The sequence below is a fragment of the Leucobacter sp. L43 genome, from assembly GCF_016597785.1.
GTDB classification, from domain to species: Bacteria; Actinomycetota; Actinomycetes; order Actinomycetales; family Microbacteriaceae; genus Leucobacter; species Leucobacter alluvii.
Genome location: NZ_JAENJG010000001.1, coordinates 683,046 through 707,821 on the forward strand (window position 1 = coordinate 683,046; position 24,776 = coordinate 707,821).

The 24,776-nt window shown below is 68.1% G+C and carries 23 protein-coding genes; 5 read left to right on the top strand and 18 right to left on the bottom strand.

Features of this window, described 5'->3' with window-relative positions; all coding sequences use genetic code 11:
• The first annotated feature begins 148 nt into the window (after positions 1-148).
• Positions 149-814, top strand: a complete 666-nt coding sequence (locus JE033_RS03135) for a class I SAM-dependent methyltransferase (RefSeq protein WP_090147996.1) — start codon at positions 149-151, stop codon at positions 812-814.
• A 51-nt stretch (positions 815-865) separates the two neighbouring features.
• Here the strand turns inward: JE033_RS03135 and JE033_RS03140 are convergent, their stop codons facing one another.
• Both JE033_RS03140 and dapE read right to left on the bottom strand, forming a co-directional pair.
• Complete coding sequence (locus JE033_RS03140) at positions 866-1,036, bottom strand: DUF3117 domain-containing protein (protein WP_090147993.1); 171 nt, start codon at positions 1,034-1,036, stop codon at positions 866-868.
• Between the two features lie 89 nt (positions 1,037-1,125).
• Positions 1,126-2,262, bottom strand: a complete 1,137-nt coding sequence (gene dapE, locus JE033_RS03145) for a succinyl-diaminopimelate desuccinylase (RefSeq protein ID WP_370567892.1) — start codon at positions 2,260-2,262, stop codon at positions 1,126-1,128.
• 69 nt (positions 2,263-2,331) lie between these two features.
• Here dapE and dapD point away from each other — a divergent pair, with 69 nt between their 5' ends.
• From dapD to JE033_RS03160, 3 genes are all read left to right on the top strand, one after another.
• Positions 2,332-3,288 (top strand): 2,3,4,5-tetrahydropyridine-2,6-dicarboxylate N-succinyltransferase, encoded by a 957-nt coding sequence (gene dapD, locus JE033_RS03150; protein ID WP_200329408.1) that lies wholly within the window; start codon positions 2,332-2,334, stop codon positions 3,286-3,288.
• Positions 3,289-3,508: 220 nt separating this feature from the next.
• Positions 3,509-4,747, top strand: a complete 1,239-nt coding sequence (locus JE033_RS03155; RefSeq protein WP_234037078.1) for an aromatic acid/H+ symport family MFS transporter — start codon at positions 3,509-3,511, stop codon at positions 4,745-4,747.
• Positions 4,748-4,816: 69 nt separating this feature from the next.
• Positions 4,817-5,569 carry an IclR family transcriptional regulator gene (locus JE033_RS03160; protein WP_200329410.1) on the top strand — a complete coding sequence of 251 codons (753 nt, stop codon included), beginning with the start codon at positions 4,817-4,819 and terminating at the stop codon, positions 5,567-5,569.
• An 11-nt stretch (positions 5,570-5,580) separates the two neighbouring features.
• On the opposite strand, the gene JE033_RS03165 is transcribed toward JE033_RS03160, so the two are convergent.
• From JE033_RS03165 to argC, 14 genes are all read right to left on the bottom strand, one after another.
• Complete coding sequence (locus JE033_RS03165; protein WP_200329413.1) at positions 5,581-7,206, bottom strand: transporter; 1,626 nt, start codon at positions 7,204-7,206, stop codon at positions 5,581-5,583.
• Positions 7,188-7,958 carry an ABC transporter ATP-binding protein gene (locus JE033_RS03170; RefSeq protein WP_200329415.1) on the bottom strand — a complete coding sequence of 257 codons (771 nt, stop codon included), beginning with the start codon at positions 7,956-7,958 and terminating at the stop codon, positions 7,188-7,190. Before JE033_RS03170 ends, JE033_RS03165 begins: the two co-directional genes overlap by 19 nt.
• 43 nt (positions 7,959-8,001) lie before the next feature.
• Entirely contained in the window at positions 8,002-9,294 is a 1,293-nt protein-coding gene (locus JE033_RS03175; protein ID WP_200329417.1) for a citrate synthase, read from the bottom strand.
• A 161-nt stretch (positions 9,295-9,455) separates the two neighbouring features.
• Positions 9,456-10,571 carry a succinyldiaminopimelate transaminase gene (gene dapC / locus JE033_RS03180; protein ID WP_200329419.1) on the bottom strand — a complete coding sequence of 372 codons (1,116 nt, stop codon included), beginning with the start codon at positions 10,569-10,571 and terminating at the stop codon, positions 9,456-9,458.
• A gap of 7 nt (positions 10,572-10,578) precedes the next feature.
• Positions 10,579-10,899 (bottom strand): ferredoxin, encoded by a 321-nt coding sequence (gene fdxA, locus JE033_RS03185; protein WP_053353380.1) that lies wholly within the window; start codon positions 10,897-10,899, stop codon positions 10,579-10,581.
• Between the two features lie 90 nt (positions 10,900-10,989).
• A complete protein-coding gene (locus JE033_RS03190) occupies positions 10,990-13,536 on the bottom strand; it encodes a glycoside hydrolase family 65 protein (protein WP_200329421.1) in 2,547 nt (848 codons plus the stop codon).
• The gene (locus tag JE033_RS03195) at positions 13,533-14,237 is read right to left on the bottom strand and encodes a beta-phosphoglucomutase family hydrolase (protein ID WP_200329423.1); all 705 of its coding nucleotides are present in this window, start codon (positions 14,235-14,237) and stop codon (positions 13,533-13,535) included. The genes JE033_RS03190 and JE033_RS03195 overlap by 4 nt, the downstream gene beginning before the upstream one ends.
• Before the next feature lie 21 nt (positions 14,238-14,258).
• Positions 14,259-15,194, bottom strand: coding sequence for a carbohydrate ABC transporter permease (locus tag JE033_RS03200; protein WP_234037079.1), 936 nt, complete (start codon positions 15,192-15,194; stop codon positions 14,259-14,261).
• Positions 15,194-16,540, bottom strand: coding sequence for a carbohydrate ABC transporter permease (locus JE033_RS03205; RefSeq protein WP_200329425.1), 1,347 nt, complete (start codon positions 16,538-16,540; stop codon positions 15,194-15,196). The genes JE033_RS03200 and JE033_RS03205 overlap by 1 nt, the downstream gene beginning before the upstream one ends.
• A gap of 6 nt (positions 16,541-16,546) precedes the next feature.
• The gene (locus JE033_RS03210; RefSeq protein WP_200329427.1) at positions 16,547-17,881 is read right to left on the bottom strand and encodes an ABC transporter substrate-binding protein; all 1,335 of its coding nucleotides are present in this window, start codon (positions 17,879-17,881) and stop codon (positions 16,547-16,549) included.
• A 147-nt stretch (positions 17,882-18,028) separates the two neighbouring features.
• On the bottom strand, positions 18,029-18,595 hold the full coding sequence (locus tag JE033_RS03215) for an A24 family peptidase (RefSeq protein WP_200329429.1): 567 nt from the start codon (positions 18,593-18,595) through the stop codon (positions 18,029-18,031).
• Positions 18,596-18,631: 36 nt separating this feature from the next.
• Positions 18,632-19,534, bottom strand: coding sequence for an acetylglutamate kinase (gene argB, locus JE033_RS03220; protein ID WP_090147958.1), 903 nt, complete (start codon positions 19,532-19,534; stop codon positions 18,632-18,634).
• Between the two features lie 7 nt (positions 19,535-19,541).
• The gene (gene argJ / locus JE033_RS03225) at positions 19,542-20,699 is read right to left on the bottom strand and encodes a bifunctional glutamate N-acetyltransferase/amino-acid acetyltransferase ArgJ (RefSeq protein WP_200329431.1); all 1,158 of its coding nucleotides are present in this window, start codon (positions 20,697-20,699) and stop codon (positions 19,542-19,544) included.
• Entirely contained in the window at positions 20,696-21,757 is a 1,062-nt protein-coding gene (gene argC / locus JE033_RS03230; RefSeq protein ID WP_200329433.1) for an N-acetyl-gamma-glutamyl-phosphate reductase, read from the bottom strand. Before argC ends, argJ begins: the two co-directional genes overlap by 4 nt.
• 155 nt (positions 21,758-21,912) lie before the next feature.
• Between argC and JE033_RS03235 the strand changes: the two genes are divergently transcribed.
• Complete coding sequence (locus tag JE033_RS03235) at positions 21,913-22,764, top strand: PhzF family phenazine biosynthesis protein (protein ID WP_200329435.1); 852 nt, start codon at positions 21,913-21,915, stop codon at positions 22,762-22,764.
• Positions 22,765-22,823: 59 nt separating this feature from the next.
• Here JE033_RS03235 and JE033_RS03240 read toward each other — a convergent pair whose 3' ends face one another.
• Positions 22,824-23,600 carry an enoyl-CoA hydratase gene (locus JE033_RS03240; protein ID WP_200329437.1) on the bottom strand — a complete coding sequence of 259 codons (777 nt, stop codon included), beginning with the start codon at positions 23,598-23,600 and terminating at the stop codon, positions 22,824-22,826.
• Positions 23,597-24,736 carry a bifunctional 2-methylcitrate synthase/citrate synthase gene (locus JE033_RS03245; protein ID WP_200329439.1) on the bottom strand — a complete coding sequence of 380 codons (1,140 nt, stop codon included), beginning with the start codon at positions 24,734-24,736 and terminating at the stop codon, positions 23,597-23,599. The genes JE033_RS03240 and JE033_RS03245 overlap by 4 nt, the downstream gene beginning before the upstream one ends.
• Between the last annotated feature and the right edge of the window lie 40 nt (positions 24,737-24,776).

A 24,776-nucleotide genomic window follows, 5' to 3' on the forward strand; every position in this document is an offset into this window, starting at 1 on the left:
GAATTCTGAGCGGCGTCTCGCGCCCGCTTTCCCGCTGACCCGCGTGTGCTGCGAGAGGGATCGCACGGCGGCCCTACGCTGGTGATTCAGGATCGCTCCGCCTCGCCGTCATGCGGCACGCCGGGGCGGAGCATCACCGGAGGAAATCGTGAGCAAGCTCGAACGCAACTGGCAGTACGCCGAGCAGTACCCCGGCGAGACGGAGGCGCTCGTCCGCGCCCGCCGCCTGTCCCTCGAGCTGGGCATCGAACCGGTGAGCCGCTCCGTCGGCGCGCAGCTCTCAGGATCGACTGTGCTCGCCCGCGCGCAGGCCATCTGCGAGGTCGGCACGGGGGTCGGCGTCAGCGGGCTCTCTCTGCTCCGGTACGCCTCGGAAGCGACGCTCACCTCGATCGAGATCGAACCCGAGCACCTGCGGGAGGCTCGCGGCGTGTTCTCCGATGCGGGGATCGCCGCTGCCCGTCTGCGCCTCATCGAGGGCGACGCTCGGCACGTGATGCCGCGTATGAATCTGGCGGCGTACGACCTCGTGCTCATCGACGCAGAGCCGGCCCAGCTGCTGGAGCACTTCGAGAACGCACTCGGAATCGTGCGGCCCGGCGGATGCATCATCGTTCCAGGCGCGTTCGCGCACGGCCGAGTTCCGGATCCCGCTGCACGGGACGAAGACGTTCAGGCGATGCGGGATCTCCTCGCGCTCGTCGCCGAGTCCCCTGCGATCGCTCCGATCCTGTCTCCGGCGGGCGACGGCCTCCTCACCCTCGTGCGCCTCGACGGCGATGCCCCCGGCACGCCGAACCCCCCGCGGCGCTAGCCGCAGGGGGTTCGATCCGGTACCGCTGAACGGTGAAGCGAGAACGGCGTCTTAGCCGTCGAGCACGCCGGCGAGCACATCGCGCAGCTGTGCGGCTTCCTGATCGTTCACAGACACCACCAGACGTCCGCCGCCCTCGAGCGGTACACGAACCACGATCAAGCGGCTTTCACGCACCGCTTCCATGGGTCCGTCCCCGGTCCTCGGTTTCATTGCAGCCATGACGCCTCCTTGCAGGTTTGATGCACGGATTCCATTTTATCGGTTTCCGCCCAGGCAGGGCTAATTTCCGCCCCGCGTCGCGATACAGTTCAGCGCGAAATGTCGTGCGTCAACCATTCGCGAAGCGCAGTGGCAGTCGATTCGATCTGCGCGACCGGCACCCGCTCATCGTCCGCGTGCGCGAGCAGCGGATCGCCCGGTCCGAAGTTCACCGCGGGGATGCCGAGCGCCGAGAATCTCGAGACATCGGTCCACCCGAATTTCGCGTTCGGCGCCTCGCCGACCGCGGCCACGAAGCGCTGTGCGAGCGGTGCGTCGAGACCCGGGCGCGCGCCGGGCGCGAGATCGACGATCTCGACACGATCGGCATCGGCGAAGAACTCGCGCACGTAGTCCGCGGCCTCTGCACCACTCCGGCTCGGCGCGAAGCGGTAGTTCACCTCGAAGGAGCACTCGTCCGGGATCACATTCCCCGCGACCCCGCCATCGATGCGGACCGCGTTCAGCCCCTCGCGGTACTCGAGGCCGTCGACCACGATGCGTGCTGGCTCGAACGCGGAGAGACGTTCGAGCAACGCGCCGGCCCGGTGAATGGCGTTCACCCCCATCCAGCTGCGAGCGGAGTGCGCGCGCTTGCCGTGCACGCTCACTCGAGCTCGGAGCGTTCCGTTGCATCCCCCCTCGATGGTCCCATTCGATGGTTCGCCCAGAATCGCGAAGTCGGCCTCGAAGAGCCCTGGATGATTGCGCATGGCGCGACCGAGACCGCTCAGATCAGAGGCGACCTCCTCGTGGTCGTACCAGATCCACGTCAGGTCGACCGACGGCTCGACGAGCTCGACCGCGAGCGCGAGTTGCACCGCGACACCGGCTTTCATGTCAACGGTGCCGCGCCCCCAGATCATCGGCTCCCCCGACGCGTCGTCGACCTCGTCCCGCACCGGCAGGTTGTCATTGATGGGGACGGTGTCGAGGTGGCCCGCGATCGCAACGCGACGCTCGCGGCCGAGCTCGGTTCGGGCGACCAGCGTATCGCCGTCGCGCGTCACGGCGAGATGGGGGGCGTGCGACCTGAGTGCCGCTTCGACGGCGTCGGCGATCTCGCGCTCATCGCCCGAGACCGACGGAATGTTGCAGAGCTGCCGCGTGAGCTCCACGGGACCGAGCGTCGGATCGAGTACGGGGTCGGGGGCGATGGGGGGCGTCGAGTTCGAATCACTGCTCACCCGAACCAGCCTATTGCCTCTCCGGGCGTCCGCGCCCACGCACCCGATCGCGACGATACGATGGAACCCATGACTGCTTCTCGTTCCGCCTGGGCCGCCGGCATCGCCACGATCGCCGCCGACGGCACCGTTCTCGACGCCTGGTTCCCATCACCCGCGCTCGGCGCGCGCCCCGACGATCGCGAACCGTGGATCGCCCCCGCCGAGCTCGCCGGGCTCACGGGAACCGACGAGTTGCGCGGTGTCGAACTGCGTTTCGTGGACGTGGAGATCGATCTCGACGCCGCTCCTGCATCGACGGAGGACGCCTACCTCAGGCTCCACGTGCTCTCGCACTGCCTCGTGCGCCCCAATGCACTCAACCTCGACGGCATCTTCGGGCGGCTCCCCAATATCGCCTGGACCACCGCCGGACCGATGCTTCCCGAGCACTACGCCGCTCGGCTGCCGCAGCTCAAGCGCGCCGGCATCACCGCGGTGGGAGTCGATAAGTTCCCGAGGCTCACCGACTACGTCGTGCCGAAGGGCGTGCGCATCGCCGATGCCTCCCGAGTACGCCTCGGCGCCCACCTCGCGCCGGGAACGACGGTGATGCACGAGGGGTTCGTCAACTTCAACGCCGGCACGCTCGGGGCATCCATGGTCGAGGGCCGCATCTCGCAGGGCGTCGTCGTTGGCGACGGCTCGGATATCGGCGGCGGTGCATCCATCATGGGCACGCTCTCGGGCGGCGGCACTGAGCGCATCTCCGTCGGAGAGCGCGCCCTCCTGGGCGCGAACTCCGGTATCGGCATCTCCGTCGGCGACGACAGCGTCGTCGAAGCCGGCCTCTACGTCACGGCTGGCACGAAGGTCGTGCTGCCCCACGGCACAGCCGAGTCGCCCGGCACCGCAGTCGAGGTGAAGGCGATCGAGCTCTCCGGGATCCCGAAGCTGCTCTTCCGTCGCAATTCGCGTACGGGCGCCGTGGAGGCACTGCCCCGAGCAGGCGCTGGCATCGAGCTCAACCAGGCTCTGCACGCCTAACCGGATTCGGCGCATCACGGCCGCGCTCCTCCGCATCGGAGGGGCGCGGCCGTTGCGCTGCGCTCGGAGACATCGGCGATCGCGACGCGTCGGAGTCGCCCGTTCAATGGGAAGTTCTGGACGAGGCAGTCATGGCCGCGCAACACTGAATCGGTGTGATCCATGTCGCAGGGGGCTGCGTTTATCGCTGTAGTCACCTCACCACACAATGGAGTGCACCTTGAGTACGTCAACCCGCAGATGGGTCATCGGCCTGTGCTGGCTCACCGTCATGTTCGACGGCTTCGACATCGTGGCTCTCGGCGCCACGATCCCGATCATGACCAGCGAGAGTCACGGTCACCTCGGCGTGACGGTCGCCGACATGACCTTCGTCTCCACGATCTCCCTCGTCGGCGTCGGCATCGGCGCCGTGATCATCGGCACCATCTCCGACCGCTTCGGGCGACGCTCAGCGTTGATGGCCTGCATCTTCGTGTTCTCCATCTTCACGCTGGTCTTCCCGGTGATGCCGAACGTCGCATGCATGGGCCTCTCCCGACTGATCGCGGGTGTCGGACTCGGCGGCTGCATGCCGATCGCCCTCACGATGATGCAGGAATCAGCTCCCGACGGCCGGCGTGCCGGAGCCTCGACGTTCACGATGACCGGGTACCACGTCGGCGCAGTGCTCGCCTCCTTGGCAGCATTCTGGGCGCATGAGCACTGGAGCCGGCTCTTCATCTTCGGAGGTCTCCTCGGGCTGGCGACACTGCCGGTCATGTGGTTCAAGCTCCCCGAGACACACGCGCCGGCGGAGCACGACGCCGGAACGCACGAGCGGGTGCACGGAATCCGCGATCTGTTCACCGAGCGGCGCGCACGCGCCACGGTGGCACTGTGGATCGCCGCCTTCATGGGTCTGCTGCTGGTCTACGGGCTGAACACCTGGATGCCGAAGATCATGGAACTCGCCGGCTACCCGCTCTCGAGTTCGCTCATCATGCTCCTCGTCCTCAACGTGGGCGCCGTGATGGGTCTGCTCATCGGCGGGCGAACCGGCGACGCGTTCGGGATCAAGGGAACGACGCTCGCCTGGTTCGCGGCGGCGGCCGCATTGCTCGCACTGCTCAGCGTGCAGATGTCGAACGTCGTCGCCCTGAATCTCGTGATCCTCGTGACCGGTGTCTTCGTCTTCTGCGCGCAAGTACTCGTCTACGCGTTCGTCGGGTACATCTACCCCCGAGCGCTCCTCGCGACCGGCATGGGCTTCACCGCGGGCGTGGGGCGGCTCGGCGCGATCGCGGGTCCGTGGATCACCGGTGCGCTGGTTTCAGCAGGACTCGCGTACCCAGGGGGATTCTACTTCTTCGCCGGCGTTGCGATCTTGGGGATGCTGGCGGTGGTGGTGATCCCGAGACCGGCACCGCGCCCGGCGGCCGACCGTCGCTCTCGATCGCTCGCAGCGGCGGAGGTCTGAGCGACGTGGAACGCCCCTGCGCTTCGGGTGGAACCCCGCGCACCGCAGCACCGGAGGGAGGCCGACGCCGTGGCGAACTCGGCGAGCGGTGAGTCGATGATCACGCGGATCGTGCGCGTCATCGAGACGTTCTCGGAGGATCGCACCTCGCAGACGGTCAGCGATATCGGACGACGCGCAGGGCTACCGCCCTCGACCGCGCACCGACTGGTCGGCGAACTCGTCGCGAACGGCATGCTCGAACTGGATGACGAGCATCGAGTCCGGCTGGGGCTGCGCCTCTGGGAACTGGCGCTTCGCGGCTCCACCGCGCACCGGCTCCGCGAGGTCGCCCTCCCGCACATGGAGCGGGTGCAGTCGGCGATTCGGGAACACACCCAGCTCGCCGTGCTCGAGCGAGACGAGGCGCTGTGCCTCGAAAAACTCTCGCATCCGCGTGCTGGCGCGAACATCGCGCGCGTCGCGGGCCGGCTGCCCTTGCACGCCTCGTCGTCCGGACTCGTGCTCTTGGCGCACGCCGACCCGAGGCTGCGCGAGCGCCTGCTCGCGGCCCCACTGCGCCGGGTCGGACCCGAGACGATCACCGACCCGGCGCACCTTCGACGCACCCTGATCGAGATCCGCCGCTTCGGGCGGGCGATCGCACCGGGGTCGATCGAGGAGGTCTCCACCGGCGTGGCCGTGCCGCTCCGCCGCGCCGGTGCTGTCGTCGCAGCGCTGTCCGTCGTCCTTCCGCGTGAGCACCCTCCCGAAGCCGCGCTCGAAGTGCTCGTGCGCGCCGCCCGCGGCATCGAAGGCGATCTGCGATCAGAACGCCGCTGATGCGATGCTTCTCACCCCTGCGACTTCACTCGGGCGAACAGGTCGGCGGCCTTCCGATCGAATATCGCCGCACCCCATCGCACGCCGCCCCAGCAGGCCGCGATGCCCGTCACCACGCCGACGGCGAGTGTCACCCACGCCCAGAGCGGTCGCCCCGTCACTCCAGCGGCGATCGTGCAGGCGATCGTCGGCAGCGCGAGCACCGTCAATGCGCCGTACGAACCCGCCATGCCGACCAGGCTCAGCATCCCGGCGCCCGGCTTCGAGGTGAAGGGGTTCTCACCCGCCTGCGGCACCGGCATCACGAAAACAGCGGATGCGACGCTCGCGACACCGAAGCCGCCGAGCGTGATCACGGCGGTCAACCCGGCGAGCGTGGGCAGCTGATCGAATCGGTCGACGAGTGCTGTGGTGACGACCGCGACGACCGCGATGAGCGGCACGGCTACGATTGCGTTGGCCCATACCCGGCCCAGCCGATCGTCGATCCCTCGCACTCCGCGCAGCACGTGCACGCTGAAGGCGGTGCCGTCATAGGAGATGTCCGTGAAGGTGCTGAGGGCGAGCAGCGCCGCGACGAGCACCGTGGAGCCCGGAAGCATGATCGGGAGGCTCGTCGAAGCCGCCATGAACCCGAAGACGATCGGCATGACGAGAACCACGATCAGGCTCTGCAGGTAGCGCGGATCGCGCAGCCAGTACGTGAGCGCGCGAGCAGCGACGGCACCGCGCGGGGAGGCCGGGAAGCGCCCGAGCCACCCCAGGCCCGACCGTGCGCTCGTGCGCGAGCCGCCCGCGACCGAGCCGAGGTTCGCGCGGTACAGTCCGGCCCAGGCGAAGCACAGGGCGACCGGCGTCAGCAGCGCGATGAGCAGCTTCATGATCGCCGCCGGGAACGCGCCGGCCGCGATCTCCGCTGGCACCGCCCAGACGGCTCCGAGCGGCGACCACGAGAGCGCATCGGCGATGACCGGCAGACGGTCGGCGATCGCCGCGACGCCCTGGCTCGCAACTGAGAGCAGCGGCCCGACCAGCACGAGCAGCAGGAGCACCAGCGCACCGATGATCTCTCGAAAGCGTCGATGCCCGGCCGCCCGCGAGAACGCGGTCACCGTGAACTGACATGCGAGCACACAGGTCGCCGCGGCGACCGGAGCGAGCACGACAGCCGCGATCATCGCACCGGGCGAGCGGAACCAGGCGATCGCGGTGCCCGCGGAGAGGAGCAGGGTGACGATCCCGGGGATGCCCAGCAGGCTCGCGACCGCGATTCCCGTCAGCTGCACCGCGGGAGGCATCGGCATCGAGGCGAGGCGTGCGGGATCGAGGGTGCGGTCCATGCCCGTGGAGAGTATCGGTGCGAGCGCCCACCCCAGGATGAGACCGGCTCCGGCGAGGATGAGCACCGTTCTCGCGAGGTCGGCCGCTCCGATGGCAAGAGCGACGAGTCCGAAGAGCACGAGCCCGAGCACGCCGAGCCCGTAGAGGGCGCCGATGATCGCGCCGACCAGCTGCCAGGGGTGACGGCGCAACGTGTTCCACATGACGACGAAGCGCAGTCGTACGAGGGTGCGGATGCGGGCGGCGGCCCCGGTGCGTGCAGCGGGCGCCGCGGGGCTCAGGAGCGGCTCAGCCACGACGGGCCCTCCACGTGCGCGCGACCCCCGACGAGTTCCACGAAGCGCTCCTCCAAGGTCGAGGAACCGCGCACCTCGCTCACGCTGCCTGCGGCGAGCACGCGCCCGGCCGCGATCACCGCCACGTGGTCGCACATGCGCTCAACCAGGTCCATGGAGTGACTCGAGACGATCACCGTGCCGCCGCCTCGCACGAAGCTCTGCAGGATGTCGCGAATGTTCGCGGCCGAGACCGGATCCACCGATTCGAACGGCTCGTCGAGCACGAGCAGCCGCGGCGCGTGCACCAGCGCGCACGCGAGCGCGATCTTCTTCGTCATCCCGGCCGAGTAGTCGACGACGAGCGTCTGCGCGGCGGCGTTGAGGTCGAGCATCGCGAGGAGGTCCGCGCACCGCCGCGCGACGGTCTCCCGGTCGAGGCCGCCGAGCAGCCCGGTGTACGTGATGAGTTGCTCGCCCGTCAGACGATCGAACAGCTTCACTCCGTCGGCGAGCACGCCCACGAGCTGCTTGGCCTCGGTCGGGTGCTGCCACACATCGACGCCGGTGATGCGCACATGCCCGGCATCCGGCCTGAGTAGACCGGTCGCCATCGACAGCGTCGTCGTCTTGCCGGCGCCATTCGGCCCGACGAGGCCGAAGCACGATCCGGTCGGTACGTCGAGGGAGATCCCGTTGACGGCGATCTTCTCCCCGAAGCGCTTGGCGAGTTCGCGGATCTCAAGGGCGGGCGCGGTCACGGTCGCTTCCATGCCTTCAGCCTATCGAAATGACGCGGCCCCACGGGGTCGCGGATTACCGATCGAGGTGGCGCTCTCCCGAGCCGACGTACAGCTGCTGGGGGCGACCGATCTTCGTCTGCCCGTCTTCGCGAGCCTCGCGCCACTGCGCGATCCAGCCGGGCAGACGCCCGATCGCGAATAGCACCGTGAACATGCGGGTGGGGAACCCCATCGCCTTGTAGATCACGCCGGTGTAGAAGTCGACGTTCGGGTAGAGCTTGCGCTCCTTGAAGTAGTCGTCTTCGAGCGCGATCTGCTCGAGCTCCTGCGCGAGGCCGAGCAGCGGGTCGTTCACGCCGAGCTCCTCGAGCACGCGGGCGGCGCTCTCCTTGACGATGCGCGCACGCGGATCGTAGTTCTTGTAGACCCGGTGCCCGAAGCCCATGAGCTTCACGCCGTCTTCCTTGTTCTTGACCTTCTCGACGAATGTCTCGACGCTCTGGCCCGAGTCCCGGATGCGGGCGAGCATGTCGAGCACGGCCTCGTTGGCTCCGCCGTGCAACGGGCCCGAAAGCGCGTTGATGCCCGCGGAGACGGAGGAGAACATATTCGCACCGGTCGAGCCGACGAGGCGCACCGTCGATGTCGACGCGTTCTGCTCGTGGTCGGCGTGGAGGATGAGCAGCTTGTCGAGCGCGTCGACGAGCACCGGGTTCATGTCGTACTTCTCGGCCTTGTTGCCGAAGTTGAGCCGCAGGAAGTTCTCGACGAAGTTGAGGTTGTTGTCGGGGTAGAGGAACGCCTGGCCGATCGACTTCTTGTGCGCGTAGGCGGCGAGCACGGGAAGCTTGGCGAGCAGCCGGATCGTATTCACCTCGACGAACTCCGGCACCGCCGTGTCGAGTGACGACTCGTAGTACGTCGACATCGTCTGCAGACCACCCGAGAGCACCGCCATCGGGTGCGCCGTGTGCGGCACGCCCTCGAAGTAGTACCGCATGTCTTCGTGCAGCAGGGTGTGCCGGCGGATCTCCTCATCGAACGCACCCAGCTGATCGGCCGTGGGCAGCTCGCCGTAGATCAGGAGGTAGGAGACCTCGAGGAAGGTGGAGTGCCTCGCGAGCTCTTCGATCGGGTACCCGCGGTAGCGCAGAATCCCCTCTTCGCCGTCGATGTACGTGATCTTCGACTTCGTCGACGCCGTGTTCACGAACCCGTAGTCGAGCGCCGTGTGCCCGCTCTGCTTGGTGAACGTGCTGACGTCGATCGCCGAGTGCCCATCGACCGCGTCGACGATCGGGAACTCGGCGGATCCGCCGGGGAAGGTCAGCTTGGCGGTGGCCGGGCCCTGCGTCGATTCGGTCACGTCGTCTCCTCGTGAGGTCTCAATGCTGGCGCTGCGTCGGGTATGACACGGCCATTCCTATCACCCTATCGGCTCCGAGGGGAACCGGGGGCTGCGGCACGGGGGTGCCGCACTCGGCTCAGAATATCTTGATGTGAAGCGAAATGTCGATTCGGACGACGTCATCCCGCGGTCGGCGCCGAAGCGCGAATGCGCGCGGCGGCGGCGGCGATATCGGCGTCAGGGGCCGTCAGCGCCAACCGCACGTGCTGCGGCGACCGATCGCCGTAGAAGTGGCCAGGGCCGACGACGATGCCGAGTTCCGCGAACTGCGCGACGGCGTCCCAGGCGTCGGTCCCGCGCGTCGCCCACAAGTAGAGGCCCGCCTCGCTGCCGTCGATCGCGAAGCCGGCCGCTTCGAGTGCCGGACGCAGCATGTCACGCCGCTCTCGGTACCGCGCACGCTGCTCCTCGACGTGCGACTCGTCGGCGAGAGCCGCGAGCATCGCTGCCTGCACGGGCGCCGGAAGCATCAGACCCGCATGCTTGCGCACGGTGAGCAATCGGGCGACGAGCTCCGAGTCACCCGCGAGGAATGCGGCGCGATACCCGGCGAGGTTCGACTGCTTGCTCAAGGAGTACACGCTGAGCACGCCCCGGTGGTCATTGCCGACGACGCGCGGATCGAGGATGGACGGGATCGGGTGCTGATCCCACGGCGCGTCCCACCCGAACTCGGCGTAGCACTCGTCTCCGGCGATCACCGCGCCCAGCTCGCGTGCCCGCTCCACCGCGGCACGCAGTGCATCGATGTCGAGCACACGGCCATCGGGGTTCGACGGCGAGTTGATCCAGATCAGCTTCGTGTGCTCGGGCCAGGAGCCGGGATCATCGGAAGCGATCGCATCGGCGCCCACCAGCGCGGCACCCATTGCATAGCTCGGGTAGGCGACGGACGGGAAGACGACCGCCTCGCCCGCGCCGATCCCGAGCAGGAACGGCAGCAGAGCGACGAGCTCCTTGGAACCCACCGTCGGCAGCACCGCATCGGCATCGACGGCCACCCCGCGCCTCCGCCCGAACCACTCCGCGATCGCCTCGCGCAGTGCGGACGAGCCGGCGGTCGCCGGATACGCGTGAGCGTCGGTCGCGGAGGCGAGCGCCTCGCGCACGGCGCGCGGCGTCGGATCGACCGGAGAGCCGATCGAGAGATTCAACGCCCCCTCGGGGTGCTCAGCGGCCCGCGCAGCGTACGGCTGCATCGCGTCCCACGGGTACTCGGGCAGTGCCTGACGCATATGGGGTCTACTCGCCCTGCGGCGGCAGCGCTGCGATGATCGGGTGATCGAAATCGTACGCCCCGGTCTTCGCGGCTCCGCCCGGCGAACCGATCTCGTCGAAGAACTCGACGTTGGCCTTGTAGTAGTCGGCCCACTCCTCCGGCAGATCGTCCTCGTAGTAGATCGCCTCGACCGGGCACACCGGTTCGCAGGCTCCGCAGTCGACGCACTCATCCGGGTGGATGTAGAGCGACCGTTCGCCCTCGTAGATGCAGTCGACTGGGCACTCGTCCACGCACGCGCGATCTTTCACGTCGACGCACGGAAGAGCGATCACGTACGTCACGGGAACCGCCTTTCGCTCGGGAGGCGCCGGGAAGACCCGGCTGCTTCCATCCTACTCTCGGGCGCGGGGCGCCTCGTCGGCACCCCGCGATCACTCCTCGAACGGTCGCGTGGGAATCGACGTGGTGACCACCGGGACCTCGAAGGAGAGCTCTGGCACCACGCCGGTGTCGCCCTCGCGGGGCAGCATGCCGGCCGACAGACCCGCGAACGATCCCAGATTCGGCCCCTGGTCCGGCAGTGCGACCTCGACGGGCGCGCCCGCGACGATGCGCACATCCTGCTCGCGCACCCGCACCACCACCGGGCCTTCGCCCTCGAGGAGTTCGAAACGGATCCGATCGCGCTCCAGGCGCACCTCGAAGCGCTCCCCCCTCCACTCGAGCCGGAACTCGAGAGAGCCCCAGTGATCCGGGAGCCGCGGGTCGAAGGTCAGCTGGCGCCCGACGTCGCGCATGCCGGCGAAGCCCTGGACGAGCATCATCCACACCCCGCCGGTCGACGCGATGTGCACGCCGTCCGCCGCATTGCCGTGGAGGTTGTCGAGATCGACGCGCAGCGCATGATCGAAGTACTGGTACGCGAGATCCCGGTACCCGACCTCAGCCGCGATGATCGACTGCACGACCGCCGAGAGCGTCGAGTCGCCCGTGGTGAGGGCGTCGTAGTAGTCGAAGTCGCGACGCTTCTCATCGAGCCCGAACTCATTGCTCGCGAGCAGCAGCGCCAGCACGACATCCGCCTGCTTGAGCACCTGGAAGCGGTAGATGACGAGCGGGTGGAAGTGCAGCAGCAGCGGCTTCTGCTCGGGCGGCGTGGCCGCGAGATCCCAGACCTCGCGATCCAGGAAGTGCGCGTCCTGCGGGTGAATCCCGAGCTCTGGCGAGTACGGAACGGTCATGCCCTCAGCCGCACGCTCCCAGGCATCGATCTCGTCATTGGTCAGCCCCAGGCGGTCGACGAGCACGCCGTAGTCGTTCGGCGCCTCGGCGGCGAGCCTCCGCGTCACCTCGACCGCGAAGCGCAGATTGAATCGCGCCATGACGTTCGTGAAGAGGTTGTCGTTGACGACGGTCGTGTACTCGTCGGGGCCGGTGACGCCGTGGATGTGGAAGCGATCCGCCCCCTCGGCATCGCGCCGCCAGAACCCGAGACTCGCCCACAGGCGGGCCGTCTCCACGGCGATATCGGAGGCCCCGGAGAGCACGTATTCGAGATCGCCCGTCGCCGCGACGTAACGCGCGAGCGCGTAGGTGATGTCGGCGTTGATGTGGTACCCGGCAGTGCCGGCCGCGTAGTACGCGCTCGCCTCCTCGCCGTTGATCGTGCGCCACGGGAACAGGGCGCCGTCCTCGTTCAGCATCGCGGCCCGCATCCGCGCCTGGGGCAGCATCCGCTGGCGGGCGCGGAGAGCGTTGCGCGCCCAGAGCGGCGACGTGTAGGTCAGGAACGGCAGGACGTAGATCTCGGTATCCCAGAAGTAGTGACCACCGTATCCCGAACCCGTCAGACCCTTCGCCGCGATGCCTCGTCCGTCGGCTCGCGCGGATGCCTGGGCGACCTGGAAGAGGTTCCACCGGATGGCCTGCTGCACCCCGGGATCCGCATCGACGCGCACGTCGCTTCGATCCCAGAACGCTTCGAGGTACGCGCGCTGCTTCTCCCACCTCGCGTCGCGCGGCTCGGCATTCGAGCTGTTCAGCGAGTGGATGCAGCGGTCGATCATCTCGGAGACCACCGCCGTCGAAGAGTAGTGGTAGGCGACCGTCTTGACGAGGTGCACGGTGCGCCCCTGCTGCGCGGTGCCCTGGTAGACGTGGCGCACGCGATCCTGCGACTTGTCGATGCGGTGCCGCCAGTTGCCGTCACCGTCTTCGCTGTCGCCGCCGTCGAAGTGGTGCTCGACCCCGACGCCGAGCGTCATCCGCGAGTCGTGCACGCGGTAGCTGAGCACCGACCGCCCGCCGTCGTGGAGCACCTGGCCCGGATCGAGGATGCGCTCGGTGAACTGCTCAGCCTGGCGAGGGTCCGAGGTGCCCTTCGCGGGCGTCGGCGTCTCCGTGTTGACCCGGCCCAGATCCTGGCGGTTCACGATGAGGCTGCTGACGGTGAGATCGGCGTCGGCATCCAGCACAGTGATGCGCATCTCGATCGTTGCGAGGTGACGATCCGCGAACGAGACCATGCGGCGGGTATCGACCCGGACCCGCTTGCCCGTCGGAGTGAGCCACAGCAGTGACCGCGTCAGCGTTCCGGCTCTGAGGTCGAGGATCCGCCGCATGTCGAGGATGTCGGAGGACTCCAGGTTGAGCCGCTCGTCATCGACGTAGATCCGGATCGTCTTCGCGTCGGGCACATTCACGATCGTCTGACCGTGCTCCGCGAAACCGTACGCGTTCTCAGCATGCCTGATCTGCCAGGTCTCGTGCAGTCCGTTGAGGAACGTGCCGTGGCTGCCGAGCGGCAGCCCCTCCTCATGGTTGCCTCGCATGCCGAGGTACCCGTTGCCGAGGGAGAAAATCGTCTCGTCCTCCCCCGCGCGCGCCGCGTCGATCTCGCGCACGACGATGCGCCACGGGTCGTCGCCGAAGTCACGGCGCAGTTCTTTCAACGGTCCGTCGAACGACTCGGGGCTCATCCCAGCAACTCCTCAAGATCGGAAACGACGATGTCCGCTCCTGCGGCGAGCAGCGCCTCGCGACCGGCGCCGCGGTCGACGCCGACGACGAGACCGAATCCGCCTGCGCGGCCAGCTGCGACTCCCGACGCTGCGTCTTCGAATACGACGGTGCGCGCCGGGTCGGCTCCGAGCAGCTCGGCGCCGCGCAGGAAGGTATCGGGCGCCGGCTTCCCCGGCAGCCCCTCGCGCGCAGCGACGACGCCGTCGACCACCGCACGGAAGCGGTCGGTCAAACCGGCCGCGCGCAGCACCGGTTCGGCGTTCCGGGAGCTCGAGACCACCGCGAGCGGGGCCCCGCGCTCCGCCAGGTGATCGAGCAAGCGCACCGACCCCGGATAGGCCGCGATCCCGTCGCGCTCGAGCACCTCGACGAATGCGGCGTTCTTGCGATTGCCAACGCCGCGCACCGAGGTGAAGCCCTCGTCGAGGTCGGCGCCCTGAGGCAGTGCGACCCCGCGTCCGGTGAGCAGCGCTTCGACTCCCGCGAACCGGGGGCGCCCGTCGAGGAACGCGAAGTACTCGCGCCCCTCGTACGGCGCCTCCCCGCGCGACGCGAAGAACGCGTCGAACGTCTCCTGCCAGGCCCGTTTGTGAAGTTCGACGGTAGGCGTGATCACCCCGTCGAGGTCGAAGAGATACGCGTCGTACCGATCGATCACCCGGTAGTTTCCTTCCCGTTGCTACTTTTGCGAGCCGGCCAGGAGCGCCTGCACGAAATACCGCTGGAACGCGAAAAACACTATCAGCGGAACGATCATCGAGAGGAAGGCTCCCGCCGAAAGTACGTCGATATTCGCTCCGAATTGCCTGAGTTGCGATTGGATCGCCACGGTGAGCGGCTGCGAATCGGTATTCGTGAAGATCAACGCCACGAGCATGTCGTTCCACGTCCACAGAAACTGGAAGATGGCGAGCGACGCGATCGCCGGCAGTCCGAGCGGCAACATGATCTTGAAGAAGATCAACCAGTCGCGCGCGCCGTCGATCCGCGCCGCCTCCAACAACTCCTCCGGCACCTGCGAGAAGAAGTTCCGCAGGAGGAAGATCGCGAACGGGAGACCGAATGCGGTGTGGAAGAGAATCACTCCGACGACGCTTCCGAAGATGCCCATCGCCCCGAAGAGGCGCGCCAGTGGGATCAGCGCGACCTGCAACGGCACGGCGAGCAGCACGATCACCGCGATGAAGAGCCAGTCCCTGCCGGGGAACCGCATCCACGCGAACGCGTACGCCGCGAGCGCGCCGATGATCACGACGAGCAGCGTCGTCGGCACGGCGATGATGATCGTGTTGACGAACGAGCCGGTGATCGTCGGATTCGTGAGGAGATTCCCGTAGTTCTCGAGTGTCAGCTCAGCCGGCTTCGTCAGCACCGTCCACCACCCGCTCGACGCGTTGTCGCCGGCGGTGCGGAACGACGTCAGCAGCAGGCCGATCGTCGGGACGAGCCAGAACACCGCGACGATCACCAGAACGGCATGCACGATACCGCTGCTGGCGACGCGCGCGATCCGCGACCCGAGGCTCTGCTTGCGCCGCTTCACCGGACCATCCGGCTTCGCGCCCGTGCGCCCCTCGGGCCGGACCGGGGCCTCATTGTGCACCTGCGACGTCATCAGCCACGCTCCGCTCTGAATCTGCGTACGTTCACGATCATCGAGGGCAGCACGAGGATCAGGAGCAGGATCGCGAGCGCTGAACCCAGACCCTGGTTGTTGCCGCCGCCGAAGGAGACCGTCCACATCTCGACCGCGATGACGTTCGCCGCCGGTTTCGACGCGCCGGGCGGTATCACGTAGACGAGATCGAAGATCTTCAGCACGTTGATGATCAGCGTCACGAAGACCACGAGGAGTACCGGGGCGAGCAGTGGAGCGGTGATCTTCGAGAAGACCTGCCACTCGTTGGCACCGTCCGTGCGCGCCGCATCCTGCAAGGAGCGGTCCATCGCCGACAGACCCGAGGCGATCATCACCATCGCGAAGCCGGCCCAGATCCAGATGTAGGCCAGGATCACGACGACGTTGATCCACGAGGCGCTGAGCCAGGAGACACCGGCCGCGCCCTCGCCGAAGTTCGACGCGGGCAACGCGATGCGGTACGAACTGCCCGCATCCAGCCCGTCGATCGTGTACGTTCCCCCGGCACCCGTCGTGGCGTACCCGCGGATCGATCCATCGACGTCGACGGCGTCGACGCGCACGCCCTCGAGCCCCGTCTTTCCCGCTTCGAGCTCGCCGTCCGTGCCTCCGCCTCCGTGCACGACGTCGAGAAAGACCGTGCCGGAGATCTGCGTGTCACCGGGAGCGCTCGCGGCCCGAGCCTCGCTCGAGCCTTCCGGGAGCGCGCTGCGTTTGACTCCGATGAGCGGGAAATCGACGGTCTCCCCCGCCGTGACCTCCTGGGTCGAGGCGATGATGCCCTGGTCGGCTTCGATCCCGACGCCCTCGCGAGGCTTCGCGCCCGGATAGCTCGCCTGGTCGGTGAAGATGCTCTGCACCCCGGTGATCGCGGCGTTCACGACTCCGAGCTGGGGGCTCTCCTGGAACATGCCGCGGAAGATGACGCCCGCGGCGAGCATCGAGATCGCCATCGGCATGAACACGATGAGCCGGAAGGCGGTCTTCCACCCGATCTTGTCGACGAGCACCGCCAGCAGCAGACCGATGATGGTCACCGTGACGGGAGCAACGATTACCCACACGAGGTTGTTGCGGATAGCCGTGAACGTCGTGTCGTTCGTGAACATCGTGACGTAGTTCTCCCACCCCACGAAGGCGGTGCCGGAGCGGTCGAACAACGATCTGATGACCGTGTAGACGATCGGGTACACCACGAGAGCGCCGAGGGCGAGCAGGGCGGGGCCGAGGAACGACCCCACCAGCAACCACTGGCGCAGACGGCCCCGGTGGCGCACGCTCCCACTGCGAAGCGCGATGGGGACCGTCTGCGTGCGGCTCACTGCCCGCTACCCGTCGTACGCGGCGGCAGCCGCATCTTCGAGTCGCTGCGCGGCTCCGTCGACGTCATCCGGATTCTGGTAGAACGAGATCATCTCCTGCCAGAACCCCTGACCTGGGGTGCCGCCGAACTCGCTGGGCGCGAGATCGGAGAGATCGAAGCGGAGCGTCTCGGCTCCGGTCAGGGCCTCTGCGATCTGACGCGAGATGTCATCCGGGTACAGCGACGTGTCGACGCCGGTGTTGGGCGAGGTGAGTCCGCCGTTCGGCACCCAGACCTCGGCGGCCTCGGGTGATGCGAGGTAGGCCATGAGCGCCGAGGTGGCGGGATCCTCGTCGAACTGCACGGCGACGTCGCCGCCTCCGACCACCGCAGGAGCGGAGTCGTTGATCGCCGGGAAATCGTAGAACAGTGCGTTCTCACCGACGGTCGAGGTGCCGTCTGCCGTGATGTTTCCGGCGACGAAGTCTCCCTCGAAGACCGTGCCGGCTTGGGGGTCGGTGCCGAACACCTCGGTCACGCTGGTCGGGAAGTCCCGCTGATCTCCGCCGGGCTGTACGAGGTCACTGCCCCACAGCTCGCCCAGCACGGTGAGCGCTTCCTTGACCGAGTCGTCGGTCCAGGGGATCTCGTGGTTGGTGAGCTGGTCGTACTTCTCGGCTCCCGCGGTGCGCAGGTACACGTTCTCGAACCAGTCGGTCAGCGGCCATCCGACGTCGGCCCCCACCGAGATCCCGGCGTATCCCGAGTCGGTGATGAGCTCGAGCTGCTCCATGAAGCCGTCCCAGTCCTCCGGCGCCTCAGCACCCGCCTCATCGTAGATGTCGGCGTTGTACCAGACCGTCGACTTGTTGGCGGCTTTGAACCAGACGCCGTAGAGCTGGTCGTCGACCGTGCCGAGATCCACCCAGTCCTGCGAGTAGTTGTCGCTCACGGCCTGCTGCACGTCTTCGTCGACGGGCATGATGTCGCCGTCTTGGGCGAGCGACTCCATGAGCGCGGGCTGGCCCAGCACAGCGACGTTGGGCGGGGAGCCGCCTTCCAACTGGCCGCTGATGTATGTGGGGCCGTTGTCCCCGAAACTGGTGTACGAGACGGAAGCGCCGGTCTGGCGTTCGAACTCGTCGAGCACCGCTTCGAAGTTCTTCTGCTCGGCGCCCGACCAGGCCGCCGCGACGGTGAGGGATTCTCCGGCGAACTCGTCGCCGGCCGGGGCGTCGCTGCCGCCGTCGCCGCCGTCGCCTGAGCCTCCGCCAGCGCACGCCGTCAGCAGCAGCGCTGCGGCGGCGATTCCGGTCGTCGCGCGGGTGATCCGAGACCGCGCGAATCGTGTGGTGTGCATGAGTACTCCATCCAACCGATCCGAAGCCGGAGCGGGCACCTCCCGATCCGAGGAACGCAGCGGCGCGAAGCGCGTCGATGCCTCCAGTGTGAATCTATCGATTCTGGACACCGTTCGAAAGGCCTTGCGCCGTCGTCCCCCCAGGGACTAGATGCACGCGATCGTCGCCCACGCCGAGGCGAACAGGCATGGCGCGAACGGCACGGCCGACGCTTTCTCGAGCGCTCCGGGGCGACGCCGAGGTCTGCGGACGATGCTCCAGATCGCCGCGGCCGCGAACGCGCCGACGACCGTGAGGGTCGCCGCCGTCCAACCGCCGGTGAACCCGACCGCGGCCCCGACCAGGGGGCTCAACTTGACGTCGCCTCCGCCGATCCCCTGTGGCGACCAGCGCCAGAGAGCCGCGAACACCGCCCCGAAGGCGGCCGCCACCAGTACGGTGTCCCAGATCAGCCGGTCCGCTGCGTCGCTCGCGATGGCGGAGGGTCCGCCCCTGTGGAACCCGTGGACGACCGCGCTCGCCAGGAGCAGCGGGATCGTCGTGCCGGAGGCCAGCACCAGAAGCCGATTCGGCAGCCGTCGCTCCCGGATGTCGATCACCGACAGCAGGATCGACCACGCCGCGAACAGCGCGAGCCCAGCGATGGCGGAGGCGGAGGCGGAGGCGACGACTGAGGCGGAGGCGAGAACTGAGTGCGTTGCTGCCCCGCTCATCGGCACCACGGCTCCCGCTTCGCCACGCGCGGCCGGCTAGGGCGTGACTTCCGTTCCGATTCCGCGTTCCGTGAAGATCTCGAGCAGCACCGAATGCGGTTCTCGACCATCGATGATCGCGGCCTTCGAGACGCCGCCCCGCACGGCGTCGAGGCACGCGTGCATCTTCGGGATCATGCCCGACTCCAGGCTCGGCAGCAGCTCTTCGAGTTCACCGGCCGTGATGGAGGAGACGAGGGAATCGCGGTCCGGCCAGTCCGCGTACAGCCCGGCGACATCCGTGAGGATGACCAGTTTCTCCGCGCCGAGCGCGCTGGCGAGGGCGCTCGCGGCCGCGTCCGCATTCACGTTGAGCGAGTCGCCCGGCCGGTCGACGTCGGGCGCGATCGAAGAGACCACCGGGATCAGCCCGGCGTCGAGCAGGGCGAGCACCGGTGCCACACGCACATCGATCACGTCGCCGACGAGTCCGAGATCGACGAGTTCGCCGTCCACCTCGATGGGCGGGCGTCGGCGGCCGACGAACAGCCCCGCGTCCTCCCCCGTCGTCCCGGCCGCCAACGGACCGTGCGCGTTGATCTGGTCGACGAGTTCCGGGTTCACTTTGCCCGTGAGCACCATGCGCACGACGTCCATCGTCTCCGGCGTTGTCACCCGGTATCCACCGCGGAATTCGCTCTCGATGCCGAGGCGAGCGAGCATCGCGTTGATCTGCGGGCCTCCGCCGTGCACGACCACCGGGCGAATGCCGGTGTGCCTGAGATAGACGACGTCTTCGGCGAACGCCTCCATCAGCCGGTCGTCGATCATCGCGTTTCCCCCGAACTTGATCACCATGATCGCGTCGCGGAACTTCTTCAACCACGGCAGCGAGTCGATGAGCGCTTCGGCGCGAACGGCTGCGTGCTCATGATCGAGCGTCTTGTCAGTCGTGGACATCGATCCCCTAGCTCGAGTAGGCGCTGTTCTCGTGCACGTACTCGTGCGTGAGATCGTTGGTGCGGATGGTAGCGGTGTGGTCGCCGGAGAACAGGTCGATCTCGACGTGCGTACGACGCGGTGTGAGATCGCACTCCTCCACCGGTCGGTCGGGGGCGCCGGCGTGGCACAGCCGTACCCCGTTGAACGCGACATCGACCTCATACGGGTCGAACGTCGCTCGAGTCGTGCCGATCGCTGCCAGCACTCGACCCCAATTCGGGTCGTTGCCGAAAATCGCAGCCTTGAACAGGTTGTTGCGGGCGACGGATCGCCCCACTTCGACGGCCTCGGCGACCGTAACCGCGCCTCGCACCTCGATGTCGATGTCATGGCTCGAGCCCTCGGCATCGGCCTGCAGCTGAGCCGCAAGGCTGTCGCACACCGCCGCGAGCGCCGACGCGAACTCCGCCTCGTCGGGTGAGACGCCCGAGGCGCCGCTCGCGAGCAGCGTCACCTGATCATTCGTCGACATGCACCCGTCGGAGTCGAGCCGGTCGAAACTGGCAGCGGTCGCGTCCCGCAGCGCGCGATCCAGAGCGCCGTCATCCAGTCGCGCGTCGGTCGTGATGACGACGAGCATGGTCGCGAGCCCGGGCGCCAGCATGCCTGCACCCTTCGCCATCGCTCCGATCGTCCACCCGTCGGCGCGATGCACGGCGGTCTTCTCGACGGAGTCGGTCGTGAGGATCGCGCTCGCCGCAGTCGCATCGTCATCGGTGAGCGCGGCGGCGAGCGCCGGCACGTTCTCCACGATCTTGTCGCGGAACGCCTGGTCGCCCGTGCCGATGAGGCCGGTGGAGCAGACGAGGATTCGCTCGGCCTCGTGCTCCCCGATCTCGTGCGCGACGGCCTCGGCGGTCAGGCGCGTCGTGTCGTACCCGAAGTCGCCCGTGAAGCAGTTGGCGCCGCCCGAGTTCAGCACGACGGCGCGCGCCGGGCCTCCGGCGATCGCCGTGCGACTCCAGATGATGGGGTTCGCCTGGGCGCGGTTGGACGTGAACACGGCAGCGCTCGCGCGCACCGGTCCATCATTGACGACCAGAGCGAGATCAGGTTTTCCCGTGCTCTTGAGTCCGACGGCGATGCCTGCTGAGCGGAATCCTCGGGGTGCGGTCACGGTCACGGTGCGACTCCATTCACGGAAAGTCCGGTGCGCTCGGGGAGGCCGAGCGCGATGTTCGCCGACTGGATCGCCGCTCCGGCCGTGCCCTTCGCGAGGTTGTCGAGCGCGGCGACGATGACGACGCGACCGGCGGCCTCGTCGACGACCACGCTCATCAGGCACGTGTTGGCGCCGAGGGTGTCAGCGGTGCGCGGCAGCGCCCCGTCGGGGAGCAGCTGCACGAAGGTCTCATCCGCGTACGCGCGCTCCCATGCCGTCCGCACCTCGGCCGTCGAGACTCCGGGAGCGAGGCGTGCGGTCGTGGTGGCGAGGATGCCGCGGCTCATCGGTACGAGAACCGGCGTGAAGCTGATGGTCGGCTCATCGCGCGCGCCAGCAGCCCGCAGCGCCTGCCGGATCTCGGGGATGTGCCGGTGCGAACCGCCGACGGCGTAGGGATTCGCCGTTCCCATGAGCTCGGCTCCGAGCAGATGGGTCTTCGCGGCCTTCCCCGCACCAGAGGGGCCGACCGCGAGGACCGACACGATGTCGCGCGCCTCGATCACACCGGAGGCGATGCCAGGAGCGAGCGACAGCGCGACGGTCGAGGCGTTGCACCCGGGCGCCGCGATCCTCGTCGCTCCGACCAACGCATCGCGCTGGCGTTCGACTGCGCCGCCCTCCCCCGCCACGATGAGCTCGGGAACGCCGTACGTCCAGGCTTCGTGATGGTCGCCGCCGTAGAACGCCTCCCAGTCGGCGGCACTCGTGAGGCGATGGTCGGCACCGCAGTCGACGACGAGCCGCACGTGCTCGAGCTGCTCGGTGAGTGCTCCCGATGCGCCGTGGGGCAGGGCGAAGAACACGATGTCGTGGCCGTCGAGCGCCTCGGGCGTCGTCGGCTGCAACGTGAGGTGGGCGAGGGAGCGCAGGTGCGGTTGCGACTGCACGAGCGGTTGACCCGCGGTCGAGTGCCCGGTGACGGTGCGGATCTCGAATTCGGGGTGCTCGCTGAGCAGACGGAGCAGCTCGCCCCCCGCGTACCCGCTGGCTCCCGCAACAGCGACGCTGAATGTCATCGTCTCCCTCTCCCGCGGGCGCTCCGCACGCGTCCTCCTATTCAACCACTCGGCACGGGCACGCGTTCGCCAGGGCAGCATCAAACGTCACAACCTGGGGATTGCGGCGAGTTAGGATCGACTGTGAGCGAGCGGACTGCGAAGGAGAACACGCGATGACGCACGCGTCGAAGCACGCGGTGCAGGTGGTGCATGTGTTCTCCGACGGACCCGGCGGCGGGAATCCGGCGCCGATCGTGCTCGATGCGAGCGGGATGTCGCCGCTCGAGATGCAGCGGATCGCCCAGCAGTACGGCCATGAGAGCGGGTTCGTCGTCGCCGCGCGGGAGCACGAAGACGTCGATTATCACGTCACCTTCTGGACGCCCCTTCACGAGATGTCGATGTGCGGGCACGTCACCGTGGGAGCCGTGTGGCTGCTGCACCGTCTCGGACAGCTCGATGCTCCGACTGTGCGCATCGGCACGGCGAGCGGCGTCGTCGAAGCGCGCGTAGATGCCACCGGTGCGGTCGAAGTCGCCCAGCCGGCGGGAACCATCGAGGCGGTCTCGCCCGACGTGGCGACCTCGATCATCGATGTGCTCGGCATTGCGGAGGACCAGCTCGCGCCACTGCCGATCCGCAATGCGACGACGAGTCGGACCAAGACGCTCGTCCCCCTCGTCTCGACCGACGTCCTCGACGGACTGACGCCTGACCTGGAGCGCATCGAGGCCGTATGCGCGCTCGCCGAGTCGACCGGTCTCTACCCATACGCCGTGACCGATACCACCGGCCTCGTCTTCGACGCCCGGCAGTTCCCGCGCTCCTCCGGCTACCCGGAGGACGCGGCGACCGGCGTCGCCGCCGCTGCGCTCGTCACCGGTCTCGTAGCAGATGGATTGGTGGACCCGACGGCTGCGCGCGCGATCCGGGTGCGGCAGGGGCGCGCGATGGGCAGGCCGTCCGAGATCTCGATTCGCACGCGTGCGAGCGGCGGCGTCTGGCTCGGGGGCCGCGTGCGCTGACCGCGGCCACCGCCTCGCCAGGAATCGCGCTCCCCCAGGCCGAGCGCGCCTCGCCCGGCCTACCGGTGCCGGAAATCGGGCGTGCGCTTCTCGGCGAAGGCGCGCATGCCCTCCTTCTGGTCGGCGGTCGCGAACGCCGCGGCGAAGGCCTGCCGCTCGAAGCGCAGCCCTTCGGCGAGCGGCATCTCCTGGGCGGCCTGCAGTGCGTCCTTCGCGGCGTACACCGCTGGAAGCGACTTCGACGCGATGGCTTCGGCGACCTTGGCGGCTTCAGCGAGCAGCTCGTCCGCCGGCACGACACGCGAGACGAGGCCGGAGCGCTCCGCCTCCTCGGCATCCATCATGCGTCCGGTGAGCACGAGGTCCGCCGCCTTGGCCTTGCCGATGGCCCGCGGCAGTCGCTGGGATCCGCCGAAGCCCGGCAGGATCCCGAGCGTGATCTCGGGCTGGCCGAATTTCGCGGTGTCGGCGGCCAGGATGATGTCGCACATCATCGCGAGTTCGCATCCCCCGCCGAGCGCGAAGCCGCCCACCGCAGCGATCAACGGCGTGCGCGTGCGTTCGAAACCGCCCCAGCCCGGGAACGGCCCGTCGAGGTACATGTCGGCGTAGCCGAGCTCCGCCATCTCCTTGATGTCGGCTCCGGCGGCGAACGCCTTCGCCGACCCGGTGAGCACGATCGCTCCGATCCCCGGGTCGTCATCGAACCCCTGGACGGCATCGATGAGCTCGCGCACGAGCGTCCCGTTCAACGCGTTGAGCGCCTCCGGGCGGTTGAGAGTGATGGTCGCGACGCGTCCCTGCGTCTCGGCGATGATCGTCGTGTAGTCGCTCATGGCGTCAAGTCTGCCACGTGGCGCTCATCAGGGCCGTCGTACGCCGACAGCGGCCGGATCAGGGCGTTCGACGCGGCCTGTTCCATGACGTGCGCCGTCCATCCCGTGACACGGGACGCGATGAAGAGCGGTGTGAACATCGGGGTGTCGAAGCCGATGAGGTGATAGGCCGGTCCGGAGGGATAGTCGAGATTGGGATGAATTCCCTTGCGCTCCATGAACTCTCGCTCGAGGGCGTCGGAGAGATCGGCGAGATCGCGACGGTCGTAGTGGGCCACGAGCGCGTCGAGCGCGTCGCGCATCGTGGGCACGCGAGAGTCGCCGTTCTTGTAGACGCGGTGCCCGAAGCCCATGATCTTGCGCTTCTCGGCGAGCGCCGCATCGAGCCACGGCACCACGCGCTCCGCCGAGCCGATCTCGTCGAACACATGCATCACCGCCTCGTTGGCGCCACCGTGCAGCGGGCCCTTGAGCGCTCCGATGGCCCCGACGACCGCCGAGTACAGGTCGGAGAGCGTCGAGGTGATCACGCGAGCGGTGAAGGTCGAGGCGTTGAACGAGTGCTCGGCGTAGAGGACCATCGAGCGGTTGAACGCGTCGATGACAATCTCGTCGGGATCCTCGCCGAACGTCATCCAGAGGAAGTTCGCCGCGTAATCGAGATCATCGCGCGGTTCCACGAGCTCTTCGCCGCGTCGGCGCCGCTGCCCGTAGGCGACGATCGCGGGGAGCGCCGCGAACAGGCGCACGGATCGCGCCAGATTCTCCTCGGCGCTGCCCGTCGCGTCGAGCACCGATCCTGACCCAGCGAGATCGATCGCGCCCAGGGCGCTCACCGCGGTGCGCACCTCGTCCATCGGGTGGGCATCGTGCGGGAGGAGATCGATCGCGGCACGCACGGAGTCAGCGAGCGCTCGGTGCTCGCGCTCGGTGCGTCGCAGGTGCTCCAGATCGTCGGAGGTGGGCAGCTCTCCGTGCCAGAGCAGGTATGCGACGGCCTCGAAGGGCTGCGTCTCGGCGAGCTCCTGCACGGGGTATCCCCGGTAGAGCAGGCTGTTCGTCTCGGGGTTGACCTTCGAGATCGCCGTCGTGTCGACGACGACTCCCGCGAGGCCCTTCTTGATCTCCTGCTCCATGTGCTGCGCTCCTTTGCGATGAACTGCGGTGGTGTACTGG

Excerpts from the sequence above, each read along its gene's own strand:
- JE033_RS03140 (WP_090147993.1), bottom strand. The coding sequence starts at position 1,036 with ATGGCTGCAATGAAACCGAGGACCGGGGACGGACCCATGGAAGCGGTG.
- dapD (WP_200329408.1), top strand. The coding sequence starts at position 2,332 with ATGACTGCTTCTCGTTCCGCCTGGGCCGCCGGCATCGCCACGATCGCC.
- JE033_RS03170 (WP_200329415.1), bottom strand. The coding sequence starts at position 7,958 with ATGGAAGCGACCGTGACCGCGCCCGCCCTTGAGATCCGCGAACTCGCC.
- dapC (WP_200329419.1), bottom strand. The coding sequence starts at position 10,571 with ATGCGTCAGGCACTGCCCGAGTACCCGTGGGACGCGATGCAGCCGTAC.
- JE033_RS03190 (WP_200329421.1), bottom strand. The coding sequence starts at position 13,536 with ATGAGCCCCGAGTCGTTCGACGGACCGTTGAAAGAACTGCGCCGTGAC.
- JE033_RS03200 (WP_234037079.1), bottom strand. The coding sequence starts at position 15,194 with ATGACGTCGCAGGTGCACAATGAGGCCCCGGTCCGGCCCGAGGGGCGC.
- JE033_RS03210 (WP_200329427.1), bottom strand. The coding sequence starts at position 17,881 with ATGCACACCACACGATTCGCGCGGTCTCGGATCACCCGCGCGACGACC.
- JE033_RS03215 (WP_200329429.1), bottom strand. The coding sequence starts at position 18,595 with ATGAGCGGGGCAGCAACGCACTCAGTTCTCGCCTCCGCCTCAGTCGTC.
- argB (WP_090147958.1), bottom strand. The coding sequence starts at position 19,534 with ATGTCCACGACTGACAAGACGCTCGATCATGAGCACGCAGCCGTTCGC.
- argC (WP_200329433.1), bottom strand. The coding sequence starts at position 21,757 with ATGACATTCAGCGTCGCTGTTGCGGGAGCCAGCGGGTACGCGGGGGGC.
- JE033_RS03235 (WP_200329435.1), top strand. The coding sequence starts at position 21,913 with ATGACGCACGCGTCGAAGCACGCGGTGCAGGTGGTGCATGTGTTCTCC.
- JE033_RS03240 (WP_200329437.1), bottom strand. The coding sequence starts at position 23,600 with ATGAGCGACTACACGACGATCATCGCCGAGACGCAGGGACGCGTCGCG.
- JE033_RS03245 (WP_200329439.1), bottom strand. The coding sequence starts at position 24,736 with ATGGAGCAGGAGATCAAGAAGGGCCTCGCGGGAGTCGTCGTCGACACG.